This is a genomic window from Pseudophaeobacter sp. (assembly GCF_039971195.1).
Taxonomy (GTDB): Bacteria; Pseudomonadota; Alphaproteobacteria; order Rhodobacterales; family Rhodobacteraceae; genus Pseudophaeobacter.
Genome location: NZ_JBDWPJ010000214.1, coordinates 1 through 11,210 on the forward strand (window position 1 = coordinate 1; position 11,210 = coordinate 11,210).

An 11,210-nucleotide genomic window follows, 5' to 3' on the forward strand; every position below is an offset into this window, starting at 1 on the left:
TGAAGAGCATTGCCGCGGATGCCGAGCTGAAACGTCAGCAAGAAGCGGCAAGCGCACAGACCGCCGTTGCCGAAGAGGCGCAGGCCAAGGCCACCAAAAGCCAGCAGGATGCTGAACATGTGGTCTCTGTCGTTGGTACCCATTTGGACGAGATCGCGCATGGTCGCTTGGATTGCGCCATCGATGAACGCTTCCCTGGCGAGTATGAAGAGCTGCGCACCAACTTCAACTCCACTGTGACCTCTTTGAAAGAGACCATGGAGCAGGTGATTGAAGCCAGTGAAAGCATCAAGAACGGTGCTACTGAAATCAGCCAGGCCTCTGATGATCTGTCGCACCGGACAGAAAGCCAGGCTGCAACGCTGGAAGAAACCGCGGCTGCGCTGGAAGAGATGACTGTTTCAGTGAAATCCGCTGCTGATGGTGCCCGCAATGTCGAAAGCACCATGGATGAGGCTCGCCAGGAAGCCGAAAACAGTGGTGCAATTGTGAGCAATGCCGTCGAAGCCATGACCACAATCGAGAGCTCCTCGGCACAGATTGCCCAGATCATCGGCGTGATTGATGACATCGCCTTCCAGACCAACCTGCTGGCCCTGAACGCTGGTGTCGAAGCTGCTCGTGCCGGTGAAGCTGGCAAAGGCTTTGCGGTTGTGGCCTCTGAGGTGCGCGGTTTGGCGCAGCGCTCGGCGGATGCGGCGACAGAGATCAAGACCTTGATCAACACCAGCTCAAAACAGGTTGAGCAGGGGGTTTCCCTGGTCGGTGAGGCTGGCGAGTCGATCGAGACAATCGTGAAGCGGGTCAACCAGATCTCTGAACTGATCTCTGCCATCGCCAGCGGTGCTGTCGAACAGTCTACCGGCCTGGGTGAAATCAACACCGGCGTCAGCCAGTTGGACAGTGTGACGCAACAGAATGCGGCCATGGTTGAAGAGGCCACAGCGGCGGGTCACATGCTGCATGCGGATGCCACCAAACTGTCTGGCCTGATGGCGCGGTTTGAGCTGGACCAGCGCGCAGCGCCCCAGCAGCACAGCGCCGCCGCCTGAGCGGCCTCAGGCAATGAGTTTAGGCAAGGGCATCTGGCGGGACCGCTGGATGCCCTTTTCTGTTTCAGGCCCAGCTCATGTTGAGTTCCCAGCCCTGACCCGACCTCACGCCAGAGCTACCCTGTCTCCGGAGGGAAGGGCCGATCATACCCTTTTGAGTTGTGCGACTCTCTGGTCGCTTCACCCTGGAAATTTCCGGGGGTAGCCAGCAAAGCTTGCGAGGTCAGGCACAGTTGGGTACTGATCTGTCATGCAGATACTGGATTACTCTCATAACTCCTTGTTGGTTCTCGCTTCTCTCATGGTGGCAGTGATGGCGGGGTTTACCGGGTTTTCCCTTACCAGGGGTCTCTCTGAGCGCAGTGTGGCGCAGCGCAAGATCCTGATCGCTCTTGCTGCGGTTGCATTGGGCGGTGGCATCTGGTCGATGCATTTTGTGGCGATGTTGGGCCTGCAGTTGCCGATCCTGTTCTACTATGATGCAGCGATCACTCTGGCCTCGGCGTTGATTGCCATTCTGGTGGTGGGCAGCGCCCTGCTGATACTGCATTTCTGGAAACGTACCGTGGGAACCTTGATCCTGGCTGGGGTGATTGTGGGGCTTGGCGTTTTGGCGATGCATTACCTGGGCATGTCAGCCATGGAGCTGTGCCAGGCGCTCTATACGCCAACGGGGGTTGCCCTGGCCCTGGTCTCCTCCTGTGCCTTGAATATCGCGGCCTTTGCAGTGGCTTATGGCCAGCGCACCCAGCGCAATATCGTGGTGGGGACGCTGTTCTTTGGCTTTGCAGTGTTTGCGGTGCATTTCATCGCCATCAGCGGCGCCGATTTTGTCGCGGTCGACAGTCTGAGCGAGGTCGGGCCGCTGATCAGTAACGAGGTGATGGCGATCGCAGTGGTTCTGAGCAGCTTTGTACTGTGCGGGGCCTTTTTGCTGACCGGGGTAACAGTTCTGGCGCCCAGTCAACCGGAACTCCAGCCCCAGCCCCAGCCTCAGGCTCCAGCAGAGCCTGAGGGCAGCGCTCCAGAGGTGCCCCCTCAGGAGGCGCCAGCCCCTCCTGCGGCGACGCAAAAACAGATACCTTATGAGCTGGAAGGGCGTACCCTGTTTCTGGACACCCAGGATGTAGCCGCGATCCGGGCTGAGGGGCATTACACCCACCTTTATACCACTAAGGACAAACTGTTCTGCGTCTGGTCGATCACAGAGGCGGAAAAACGGCTGAGCCCCGGCCCCTTCCTCAAGACCCACCGCAGCTATCTGGTCAACCCGGCCTATGTCACCGGCTTTGAGCGGCTCAAGGACAATGGGGTTTGCCATTTTGAGGTCGCGAGTCTGGCCAAGGTGCCGGTGAGCCGCTCCCGGCTGCGCGCGGTGCGCGATGCGCTTGGCGTTTGACTAACACGCATTTCGTGCATTCAGTTTCGCATTTCGTGCGCAAACCCTCTCTTTTCAGTTAAAAACAGATGCGCCGCTGCGTCGGCGCGCCGCAGGCTCCGGGCAGGCAAGTGAATTGCACGTCAGGGAGGGCAAGCAATGATACCAGCGGCGTTTGACTATTATCGACCCAAGGATATGGGTGAGGTGATCGCCTTGTTGCAGGAGCACGGCGATGATGCCCGTGTGATGGCGGGAGGGCATAGCCTGATCCCGATGATGAAGCTGAGGATGGCGGATGTGCCGCATCTGATTGATCTTCAGGGCATCAAGGATCTGGACACTATCGACATCAACGGCAGCGAGATCACTCTGGGCGCGATGGTGACCCAGCATGATCTGATTGGACATGATGTTTTGGCAGCGGCGGCGCCAATTCTGCGCGAAGCCGCCTTGCAGATTGCCGATCCGCAGGTGCGCTACATGGGCACCATCGGTGGCAATGTGGCCAATGGCGATCCCGGCAATGATATGCCGGGCGTGATGCAATGCCTTGATGCGCAGATCAATCTGATTGGTCCTGATGGCACCCGTACAGTTGCGGCGCGCGACTACTACGAAGCCGCCTATATGACCGACCGTGCCGATGATGAGGTGTTGGCGTCTGTGAGCCTGAGCGCCCCAACAGGTGGCTACGCCTATGAAAAGCAAAAGCGCAAGATTGGCGATTACGCCACTGCGGCGGCGGCAGTCCAAATCACCAAATCCGACGGCAAGATCGCTTCTGCCTCCATCGCCATGACCAACCTGAGCGATGTGCCGGTCTGGTCCGAGGCGGCGGGCAATGCGCTTGTAGGATCTGCCTGCGACGGCGCGGCGCTGGACGCGGCAGTGGCTGCGATGCTGGGCGATATTGATCCATCCGAGGACAACCGAGGTCCGGTGGCCTTCAAACGTCACGTCGCTGGCGTGATCCTGAAACGTGCGATTTCACGCGCCTGGGACCGGGCATAGGGGAGCGAGACTGATGACTGACAAGATGCATATCAAACTGAAGGTGAATGGCGAGGACAAGGAATTCCTGGCCGAACCGCGTGAGCTGCTGATCTACGCCCTGCGCGAAAAGCTGAATATCACCGGCCCACATGTGGGCTGCGAGACCTCTCATTGTGGCGCCTGCACCGTCACCATTGATGGCAAATCGGTGAAATCCTGCACCATGTTTGTGGCCCAGGCCAATGGCGCCGAGATCACCACCATCGAGGGCATTGGCTCCCCCGACGCGCTGCATGTGCTGCAGGAAAACTTCCGCGAGCATCACGGGCTTCAGTGCGGTTTCTGTACGCCGGGCATGATCACCCGCGCCACCAAGCTGCTGGAGGAAAACCCCAATCCAACCGAGGAAGAGGTGCGCTTTGGCATGGCGGGCAATATCTGCCGCTGCACAGGCTACCAGAACATCGTGAAATCCATCCTCTCGGCCGCAAGCGAGATCAACGCAGCCAAGGAGGCAGCGCAATGAACGATATGACTCCAGACCGCGAAGAACGCTCTGCCAATCTCAAGGGCATGGGATGCTCGCGCAAACGCGTCGAGGATGCCCGGTTTACCCAGGGCAAGGGCAACTATGTTGATGACATCAAATTGCCCGACATGCTGCACGGTGATTTTGTCCGCTCTCCCTATGCCCATGCGCGGGTTGTCTCTGTGAACAAAGACGCCGCCCTGGCGCTGCCCGGTGTTGTTGCCGTGCTCACAGCCGAAGATCTCGCGCCGCTGAACCTGCATTGGATGCCGACCCTGGCGGGGGACAAACAGATGGTGCTGGCCGATGGCAAGGTGCTGTTTCAGGGCCAGGAAGTGGCCTTTGTTGTCGCCTCTGATCGCTATGTCGCCGCCGATGCGGTTGAGCTGGTCGAGGTGGAATACGAAGAGCTGGAGGTGATCACTGACCCCTTTGAGGCGCTGAAATCCGATGTGGTCCTGCGCGAGGATCTGGAGGGGCAGACCGAGGGCGCCCATGGGCCGCGCAAACATCACAACCATATCTTCACCTGGGAACAGGGCGATGAGGCAGGCACCAATCAGGTGCTGGACAATGCCGAAGTGGTTGCTGAGGAAACCATGTATTACCATCGCACCCATCCCTGCCCGCTGGAGACCTGCGGTTCGGTGGCCTCAATGGATAAGGTCAACGGCAAGCTGACGCTTTGGGGCACCTTCCAAGCGCCGCATGTGGTGCGCACCGTGGCCTCGCTGCTCTCGGGTATCGAAGAGCACAATATCCGCGTTGTCTCCCCCGATATTGGCGGCGGCTTTGGCAATAAGGTTGGGGTATATCCCGGCTATGTCTGCTCCATCGTGGCCTCCATTGTGACCGGTAAGCCGGTGAAATGGGTCGAGGACCGGATGGAAAACCTGATGTCCACCGCCTTTGCCCGCGACTACCACATGACCGGCAAGATCTCCGCCACCAAGGAGGGCAAGATCACCGGTCTGCACTGCCATGTGACAGCGGATCACGGCGGTTTTGACGCCTGCGCCGATCCGACCAAGTTCCCGGCCGGCTTCATGAACATCTGTACCGGATCCTATGACATCCCCGTGGCCTATCTGGCTGTCGATGGCGTCTATACCAACAAGGCGCCGGGTGGTGTCTCCTATCGCTGCTCCTTCCGGGTGACCGAAGCGGTCTATTTCATCGAACGCATGATCGAAGTGCTGGCGATTGAACTGGACATGGATGCGGCTGAACTGCGCCGGATCAACTTTATCAAGAAGGAGCAGTTCCCCTATACGGCTGCGCTGGGCTGGGAATATGACTCTGGTGATTATCACACCGCCTGGGAAAAAGCGCTGGAAACCGTTGATTATGACGGGCTGCGCGCAGAACAGGCGGAACGGGTTGAAGCCTTCAAACGTGGCGAGACCCGCAAGCTGATGGGCATTGGCCTCAGCTTCTTTACCGAGATCGTCGGTGCTGGCCCGGTGAAGAACTGCGATATCCTCGGTATGGGGATGTTCGACAGTTGCGAAATCCGCATCCACCCAACGGGGTCGGCGATTGCTCGGCTTGGCACCATCAGCCAGGGCCAGGGGCATGCAACAACCTTTGCGCAGATCCTCGCCAGTGAAATTGGCATCTCGGCCGATAGTATCACCATCGAGGAAGGTGACACCGATACTGCGCCTTATGGTCTGGGGACCTATGGCTCGCGTTCAACCCCCGTTGCCGGGGCGGCCACTGCCATGGCGGGGCGCAAGATCCGCGCCAAGGCGCAGATGATCGCGGCCTATCTGCTCGAAGTGCATGACGACGATGTGGAGTTCGACATCGACCGTTTTGTGGTCAAGGGCGCGCCAGAGCGGTTCAAGACGATGAAAGAGATCGCCTATGCCGCCTATAATCAGGCGATTCCGGGCATTGAACCGGGTCTGGAAGCGGTGAGCTATTATGATCCGCCCAACATGACCTATCCCTTTGGCGCCTATGTCTGCGTGATGGATATCGATGTGGACACCGGGGTGCCGGAAATCCGCCGCTTCTATGCGCTGGATGACTGCGGCACCCGGATCAACCCGATGATCATCGAAGGCCAGGTGCATGGGGGTCTGACCGAGGCGCTGGCCGTGGCTCTGGGACAAGAGATTGCCTATGACGATATGGGCAACGTCAAGACCGGCACCCTGATGGATTTCTTCCTGCCCACCGCCTGGGAAGTGCCCAACTACGAGACCGATCACACCGTCACCCCCAGCCCGCATCACCCGATCGGGGCCAAGGGCGTCGGCGAAAGCCCCCATGTGGGCGGCGTGCCCTGCTTCTCAAATGCGGTGCAGGATGCCTTCCGCGCCTTTGGATTGCGCCACTCCAATATGCCCCATGATCACTGGCGCATTTGGCAGACCGCCAATGGTCTGGGCCTGCACGACTAAAGCGACCGGGGCGGCCCTCCTGTTTCAGGGGCGCCCCTTTACCGCGCGAGGAAAATCATGACCTGGACCACGCTTCAAACCGCCATGGCGGAACAGGGCTATATTGCCGATGATGATCTGGCTATGGCCGTGCATCTGGCGCTGTCGCTTGGCCGCCCGCTGCTGCTGGAGGGGGCTGCCGGTGTGGGGAAGACCGAAGTGGCGCGGGTGCTGAGTGCCCTGCGGGCAACCGAGTTGATCCGCCTGCAATGCTACGAAGGCCTGGACGCAGCACAGGCGATTTATGAATGGAACTACCAGCGCCAGCTCCTGTCGATCCGGGCGGCCTCTGAGCATGGCGAAACGGGTCGCAGCGTCGAAGACCGAATCTTTTCCGAGGAATTCCTGCTGGAGCGCCCCCTGCTCAAGGCGATCCGCCGCGACACCCCACCAGTGCTGTTGATTGATGAAATCGACCGCGCTGATGAAGAATTCGAGGCCTATCTGCTGGAGATCCTGTCGGATTTTCAGGTGACCATCCCAGAGCTGGGGACCATCACTGCTACATCCCGCCCCATCGTCATCCTGACCGCCAATGGCACCCGCGATCTGAGCGACGCTTTGCGGCGGCGCTGTCTCTATGCCCATGTCTCTTACCCGGAACGCGCCACTGAACTGGCGATCCTCAAGGCGCGTTGCGCGGAGATCGAAGACAGGCTGGCCGGCCAGATCATTGGTTTTGTGCAATCCCTGCGCAAAGAAGAGCTGGAGAAAAAACCAGGCATCGCCGAGATGCTTGATTTTGCAGCGGCGCTGATGGGGCTGGGCATTGCCGATCTGACCCATGATCCTGTGGTGCTGCAGGCCAGCCTTGCCACCCTGCTCAAGACCGAGACGGATCGCTTTAACATCACCACCGAAGTGGCGCAGCGTCTTGCAGGCAAAGCGGCATGAGCCGGGTCACTAAATTTGCCGGTCGCGATCCGGGGCCAATTGCGCGCATTGTGGGCTTTACCGCCCATCTGCGTGACAATGGCTTTCGGCTGGGGGTTGGTGAGACTGAGCTGAGCCTTGAGGCGCTGACCCATGTGGAGGCAGCAGATCCCAAAGCCACCCGCCATGCGCTGCGGGCTGTTTGCACCGGCAGCGTTGAGGAGGTGGAGCGCTTTGATGATCTGTTTGATGCCTTCTGGATGAATGGCGGACGGGTTTCGACCAAGACCATCCCGACCCGGTCGCCTGCCTCGGATCATGTCCATAGCTCGCGCAATGCCGCTGGCGCCGACATGGCAGGTGGCGCTGGGGCAGCGACCACGCCGGATGGCGAAGGCGATGATCCGGCGGAGGCCGATGGCGAGGGCAAGCTGGTCGCCAGTCTGGCGCAGGCCAAGATGAAGAAAGACCTGCGCGATCTGGTGCGCCCCGAAGAGATCACCGAGGCGCAGCTGGTGGCGCAGCGGTTGGGGGCAGCCCTGCGGCACCAACGGTCGCGGCGGCGCAAGCAAAACCGCAAAGGCGATAGGATCCATTTCCGCAAAATAATCCGGCAGAGCCTCTCCTCTGGGGGGGAGCCGCTGCATCTGGCCAAGATGCGCCGCCCGGACAGACCACTGAAAATTGTGACGCTCTGCGATGTTTCAGGCTCGATGACCACCTATGCGCAGGTGTTTCTGGCCTTTGTGGCTGGCATGATGCGGGCCGACCCCACGACGGATGCCTATCTGTTTCACTCCCGGCTGGTGCGCATTGCTGAGGCGCTGCGCGACAAGGACGCGCTGCGGGCGCTTGGGCGTCTGTCAGTGCTGGCAGATGGCTTTGGCGGCGGTTCAAAAATTGGCGCCTCTCTGGCGCAGTTCACCCAGACCTATGCGCGACGTTTTGTCGACGGGCGCAGCGTAGTGCTGATCCTGTCGGATGGCTATGACACCGACAATCCAGAGCTGCTCGGCGCGGCACTGGAAAAGCTGAAAAAACGCGGCTGCAGGATCATCTGGCTCAACCCGCTCAAGGGCTGGGCGGGGTATGAGCCGATCACGCGCGGCATGGCGCAGGCGCTGCCGCATCTGGATATGTTTCGCGCCGCCAATACCCTGGCGGATCTCGCAGCACTGGAACAGGAGCTCACCCGCCTATGACGCCTGCTGAACTCACCGATATGGATATTGCCACCCTGGCCAAGGAAATGCGCGCCCGCGGCGAGCCCTTTGCCATTGCCACGGTAGTGCGCACCCTGGGGGCAACGGCGGCCAAACCCGGCGCCAAGGCGCTGTTGGATGGCGAAGGCGCCATTCTGCAGGGCTGGATCGGTGGTGGCTGCGTGCGTGGCGCCCTGGTCAAGGCGGTGAAACGCGCCCTGATGGAGGCTGCGCCGCAATTGGTCTCTCTGCATCCGCAGGATTTGCTGGATGAAAAGGGGTTGGTCGCGGGTGAGGATGTGGAGGGCGTGCGCTTTGCCCGCAATGGCTGCCCCTCCAAGGGGTCGATGGACATCTTTGTCGAGCTGATCCTGCCGCTGCCAGAACTGCTGATCTATGGCGATGCCCGGGTGGCGCAATCCTTGGCGCGGCTGGCGGAGCAGTTCCAATGGTCTGTGCGCCGGGGAGATCCAGAAACACCTGTTCCTGAGCTGACGCCGGGCGAGACCCGGATGATCGTGGTGGCGAGCCAGGGCAAAAGCGATCTCGCCTGTCTGAAACAGGCCTTGGACAGCGCCGCCAGTTTTGTCGCCTTTGTTGGCAGTCACCGCAAATTTGCCGCCCTGTCGGAAACACTGACCGGGCGCGGCGTGCCGCAGGCGGATCTGGACAGGGTACAGGCCCCGGCCGGTCTGGCTATCGGCGCGGTGACCCCGGACGAAATTGCCCTGTCGATCTTGGCCCAGCTCACCCAAGAGCGCCGCCGTCATCAGCGCAACGATGAGACCACAGAGTCAAATCAGCACACCCCCGAGGAGGTATCGGCATGACCCGTATTTTCTGGGCGCTGCGGGCTTGGTTTGCCCCGGCGCCGCTCAGCAAAGAACAGGCCGAGATCATGGCCTCCATCAAACATCCCTGTTGCTAAGAAGGACACGCACGTGGAACTGAAAGACGAAATCACCATCAACGCTCCCATGGACCGGGTTTATGCGGCCCTGAATGATCCCGAGATCCTGCAGCAATGCATTCCCGGCTGTGAAGAGCTGATCAAACATTCTGACAGCGAGTTGGAAGCCAAGGTGGTGCTGAAAATCGGCCCGGTCAAAGCCAAATTTGGCGGCAATGTGGAACTGGATACCTCGGGCGCGCCGGATGCGTTTTCCCTGACCGGGCAGGGCAGTGGCGGCGCGGCCGGCTATGCCAAGGGCGGCGCTGATGTCACCCTGAGCGAGGCGGAAGGCGTCACCACGCTGACCTATACCGCCAAGGTCGACATTGGCGGCAAACTTGCGCAGCTGGGATCGCGATTGATCCAGAGCACCGCCAAAAAACTGGCGGGCAAGTTCTTCAAATCCTTTGCCGAGGTTGTCGACAGCGTTGACGCCTGATCCGTCCCCTCGGATTTGAAACAAGAGACAAGCCCCAGGGTGAATTTGCCTTGGGGTTTGTTTATCTCGCGCCTCAGCGATGCGCCTCGATGATCAGATCACTGGCCTTTTCGCCAATCATGATTGCCGGGGCATTTGTATTGCCGCTGACAATCTCTGGCATGATCGAACAATCGGCCACCCGCAGGCCAGAAATGCCATGCACCCGCAGCTTGGCATCAACAACCGCATCTTTGGATTGGCCCATCTTGCAGGTGCCGGTCGGGTGATAGATCGAAGCGGTGTTGTTGCGCGCCCAGTCCAGTGTTGCCTCATAGTCTTCTATGTCGAGGCTGGCATGGGGGCGGAACTCTTCCGCGATTTTGGACTTCAGCGGCGCGTGTTTGGCAATGCGGCGGGCGATATTGACGCCCGCAACCACGGTCTGACAATCGGCCTGGGTCGAGAGGTAATTGGGGATGATCTTTGGATAGGAGCCAGGGTCGGCAGAGTTCAGACGGATTTCGCCGCGCGATTCGGGTCGCAGCTGGCAAACCGACATGGTGAAGGCAGAAAACTTATCCGCGCCCTTGCCGGGATTCTCGGCTGACAGCGGCTGGACGTGGAACTGGATATCAGGGGTTTCCAGCTCGGGACGGGTTTTCAGGAACCCGGTGGCCAGACTGGCGGCCATGGTCATCGGACCGGCGCGGAACATGAGGTATTTCAGCCCGATCCTGGCCTGACCAATCAGCGAGCTGACCTCATCGTTCAAAGTGGGTTCGTTGCATTTATAGACCAGCCGTGCCTGCAGGTGATCCTGCATATTTTTGCCAACGCCGGGCAGATCCGCGACGACCTTGATGCCGTGTTCGGTGAGTTGTTCTGCTTCGCCAAGGCCCGAAAGCATCAGGATTTGCGGCGAGTTGATCGCTCCGCCAGAGAGGATGACCTCGCGGCCGGCCTTCACCATATGCATCTCGCCGGCGCGGTCCTTGTAGGTCACACCTGTGGCGCTTTTGCCTTCGATCACAACCCGTTGCACATGAGCATGGGTGATGACCTGCAGGTTTTCGCGGGATTTCACCGGGTTCAGGAAGGCCACCGCCGATGAGCAACGCCGCCCATTGCGGGCGGTAAGCTGAAAGAAACCGACGCCTTCCTGATCGGCACCGTTGTAATCGGGGTTGAACTTGTATCCAGCGGCCTGAGCCGCCGCCACCCAGGCATCGGTGATGGGGCGCTGGATGCGCATATTGGAGACGGAAAGCCCGCCCTGATCGCCGTGAAAGTCATCGCCGCCGCGTTCGTTGTTTTCCGAGCGTTTGAACAGCGGCAGCACATCGTCCCAGCCCCAGCC

At 60.0% G+C, this 11,210-nt stretch carries 10 protein-coding genes; 9 read left to right on the top strand and 1 reads right to left on the bottom strand.

Annotation, left to right across the window (positions count from 1 at the left end):
- The 9 genes from ABJP42_RS18280 to ABJP42_RS18320 all read left to right on the top strand — a co-directional run.
- The coding region (locus tag ABJP42_RS18280; protein ID WP_348342951.1) for a methyl-accepting chemotaxis protein at positions 1-1,052 on the top strand (1,052 nt) is incomplete at its 5' end.
- 250 nt (positions 1,053-1,302) lie between these two features.
- A complete protein-coding gene (locus tag ABJP42_RS18285; RefSeq protein ID WP_348342953.1) occupies positions 1,303-2,451 on the top strand; it encodes an MHYT domain-containing protein in 1,149 nt (382 codons plus the stop codon).
- A gap of 138 nt (positions 2,452-2,589) precedes the next feature.
- Positions 2,590-3,444 (top strand): FAD binding domain-containing protein, encoded by an 855-nt coding sequence (locus tag ABJP42_RS18290; RefSeq protein ID WP_348342955.1) that lies wholly within the window; start codon positions 2,590-2,592, stop codon positions 3,442-3,444.
- Between the two features lie 13 nt (positions 3,445-3,457).
- A complete protein-coding gene (locus ABJP42_RS18295; RefSeq protein ID WP_348342957.1) occupies positions 3,458-3,952 on the top strand; it encodes a (2Fe-2S)-binding protein in 495 nt (164 codons plus the stop codon).
- Positions 3,949-6,366 carry an aerobic carbon-monoxide dehydrogenase large subunit gene (locus ABJP42_RS18300; RefSeq protein WP_348342959.1) on the top strand — a complete coding sequence of 806 codons (2,418 nt, stop codon included), beginning with the start codon at positions 3,949-3,951 and terminating at the stop codon, positions 6,364-6,366. The genes ABJP42_RS18295 and ABJP42_RS18300 overlap by 4 nt, the downstream gene beginning before the upstream one ends.
- Positions 6,367-6,423: 57 nt before the next feature.
- Positions 6,424-7,299 carry an AAA family ATPase gene (locus ABJP42_RS18305; RefSeq protein WP_348342961.1) on the top strand — a complete coding sequence of 292 codons (876 nt, stop codon included), beginning with the start codon at positions 6,424-6,426 and terminating at the stop codon, positions 7,297-7,299.
- The gene (locus ABJP42_RS18310) at positions 7,296-8,480 is read left to right on the top strand and encodes a vWA domain-containing protein (RefSeq protein ID WP_348342963.1); all 1,185 of its coding nucleotides are present in this window, start codon (positions 7,296-7,298) and stop codon (positions 8,478-8,480) included. Before ABJP42_RS18305 ends, ABJP42_RS18310 begins: the two co-directional genes overlap by 4 nt.
- Positions 8,477-9,310 carry an XdhC family protein gene (locus tag ABJP42_RS18315; protein ID WP_348342965.1) on the top strand — a complete coding sequence of 278 codons (834 nt, stop codon included), beginning with the start codon at positions 8,477-8,479 and terminating at the stop codon, positions 9,308-9,310. The genes ABJP42_RS18310 and ABJP42_RS18315 overlap by 4 nt, the downstream gene beginning before the upstream one ends.
- Before the next feature lie 111 nt (positions 9,311-9,421).
- A complete protein-coding gene (locus tag ABJP42_RS18320; RefSeq protein WP_348342967.1) occupies positions 9,422-9,871 on the top strand; it encodes an SRPBCC family protein in 450 nt (149 codons plus the stop codon).
- Positions 9,872-9,944: 73 nt separating this feature from the next.
- Here ABJP42_RS18320 and ABJP42_RS18325 read toward each other — a convergent pair.
- On the bottom strand, positions 9,945-11,210 hold a 1,266-nt coding region (locus tag ABJP42_RS18325; RefSeq protein ID WP_348342969.1), incomplete at its 5' end, for a GMC family oxidoreductase.

Bases quoted from the DNA above. Each gene is read 5' to 3' on its own strand.
- ABJP42_RS18285 (WP_348342953.1), top strand. From the start codon at position 1,303: ATGCAGATACTGGATTACTCTCATAACTCCTTGTTGGTTCTCGCTTCT.
- ABJP42_RS18290 (WP_348342955.1), top strand. From the start codon at position 2,590: ATGATACCAGCGGCGTTTGACTATTATCGACCCAAGGATATGGGTGAG.
- ABJP42_RS18295 (WP_348342957.1), top strand. From the start codon at position 3,458: ATGACTGACAAGATGCATATCAAACTGAAGGTGAATGGCGAGGACAAG.
- ABJP42_RS18300 (WP_348342959.1), top strand. From the start codon at position 3,949: ATGAACGATATGACTCCAGACCGCGAAGAACGCTCTGCCAATCTCAAG.
- ABJP42_RS18305 (WP_348342961.1), top strand. From the start codon at position 6,424: ATGACCTGGACCACGCTTCAAACCGCCATGGCGGAACAGGGCTATATT.
- ABJP42_RS18310 (WP_348342963.1), top strand. From the start codon at position 7,296: ATGAGCCGGGTCACTAAATTTGCCGGTCGCGATCCGGGGCCAATTGCG.
- ABJP42_RS18315 (WP_348342965.1), top strand. From the start codon at position 8,477: ATGACGCCTGCTGAACTCACCGATATGGATATTGCCACCCTGGCCAAG.